Genomic DNA, 1,996 nt, shown 5'->3' with positions numbered 1-1,996 from the left:
CGTCCGCCCCGCCCGCCCCGCGCGGACCGCCGACGTGGTCCACACTCGAAGCGGCGGCGCCGCTGCGGCGCGCCGGCGCTCGCACGGCGAGGGGGTCCCGGTGGCGGACGGCGACGAGGTGGACGGCGAGGGGAACGGCGAGGAGGCCGACGGCCTGCTGCCCGCCGACGCGCGGCGGCTGGCCGGCCTGGCGCGGCTGGCGCTGGACCTCAGCGCGGCGACGACGGTGCACGAGGTGCACGAGGCGCTGGTGGCCCGCGGCCTGCCGCTGCTGGGCGCGGACGGGTGCGGGGTGGTCACCCGCGCCGACGACGGCGGCTGGCGGCTGGCGCTGTCGACGAGCTTCGGGCCGGACCTGCGCGCCCGCTACGAGCACGAACCGCACGACAGCCCGCTGCCGGCGTGCCGGGCCGCGCGCGAGGGGGTGCGCGTCCTGGTGGCGGACCGCGCCGCCGCGCAGCGGGAGCACCCGCGGATGGCGGAGGCCGTGGACCTCAGCGGCCGCGAGCGGTGGGCGCTGCTGCCGCTGTTCGCGGGCCCGCACGTCGTCGGCAGCCTCGCGGTGTGCTGGACGCGGCCGGGGCCGTTCACCGAGCAGGAGGTCGCGCTGCTGGAGGCGTTCGCGGCGCACTGCGCCCCCACCCTGGACCGGGTGCTGGAGGCGCGCGCCGCCCGCCGCGCGGCGGGGGCGGTGGCGCGGGTGGCGCGCGAGCTGCAGCGCAGCGTCCTGGGCAGCCTGCCCTCGCCGGACGGGGTGCGCCTGGCGGTGCGCTGCACCCCGGCGGCCGAGGGGGCGGGCTTCGGCGGGGACTGGTACGACGCCTTCACCGACCGCGCGGGCGACCTCGTCGTGGCGGTCGGCGACGTCACCGGCCACGACGAGGTCGCGGCCGCGTCGATGAACCAGGTCCGCACGCTGCTGCGGGGCGTCGGCTGGGACAGCGGGGACGGCCCGGCCCGGTTGCTGGACCGCCTGGACGCCGTGGTCTGCGCGCTGGAGCCGGGCACGCTGGCGACCGCGGTGCTGGCGCTGGTGGGCACGGGCCCAGCGGGGGGCGCGGGCGGGCTGCGGGTGCGCTGGGCGAGCGCGGGGCACGTCGCGCCGCTGCTGCGCCACGTCGACGGCCGCGTCGAGCAGCTGGTGGACGGGGACCTGCTGCTGGGCGTGGACCCGGCGGCGGTGCGCACGGAGCACGTGCTGGAGCTGCCGGTGGGCGCGGCGCTGCTGCTGTACACCGACGGGCTCGTGGAGGACCGCGCGAGCGGCACCGGCGACGGCACCGGGTGCATCGCCGGCGTCCTGGCCGCCGGGGACCCGGGCGAGCCGGACGCGCTGTGCGAGGAGCTGCTGTCGGCCGGGGCGGCGGGCGGCGAGGACGACCGCACGGCGCTGCTGCTCGTCGCGGGCGCGGGCGCCGGGCGGGCGCCCGCGGACGACGCGGTCCCGGCGGGCGAGGCGGGTGCGGCGGGCGAGGTGGGCGAGGTGGGCGAGGCGGGTGGCGCGGTGGCACCCGCGGGCACGGCCGACGACGGCCCGTCGACCACGCGCGTGATCGTGCTGCCGCCGGACCCGCGCTCGGCGCGCGAGGCGCGCACCGTCGTGCGGGAGGTGTGCGCGCGCTGCGGCTGGGGCGAGGACGACGCCTCGACGGCCGAGCTGCTGACGAGCGAGCTGGTGACCAACGCCGTCGTCCACGGCCGCAGCGACGCGCGGGTGACGGTGACCAGCTCCGGGGACCGGCTGCTCGTGCAGGTCCACGACGGCAACGAGCGCCCGCCGCAGGTGCTCACCGACGACGACGCCGCCCTCAACGGGCGGGGCATGCGCCTGGTGGACGGCGGGGCCAGCGCCTGGGGCGTGCGGCACGACGCGGACGGCGGGCACCCGGGCAAGGTGGTCTGGTTCAGCCTCGAACGGGCCTGAGGCGGCGCGGGCGGGGACCTACGATCGACCCCGGCCCGGCCCGGCTCGCCCGGTCGGGGTCCCCGTCCCGCC

General features: G+C 80.3%; 1 protein-coding gene. It reads left to right on the top strand.

Annotated features, from left to right (window positions below):
• Positions 1–1,924 (top strand): ATP-binding SpoIIE family protein phosphatase (locus GTQ99_RS22640; RefSeq protein WP_205708062.1); only part of this gene is annotated, 1,924 nt, incomplete at its 5' end.
• Between the last annotated feature and the right edge of the window lie 72 nt (positions 1,925–1,996).

Source organism: Kineococcus vitellinus (assembly GCF_009906315.1).
Classification (GTDB): domain Bacteria; phylum Actinomycetota; class Actinomycetes; order Actinomycetales; family Kineococcaceae; genus Kineococcus; species Kineococcus vitellinus.
This window is presented reverse-complemented; position numbering and strand designations above follow the sequence as displayed.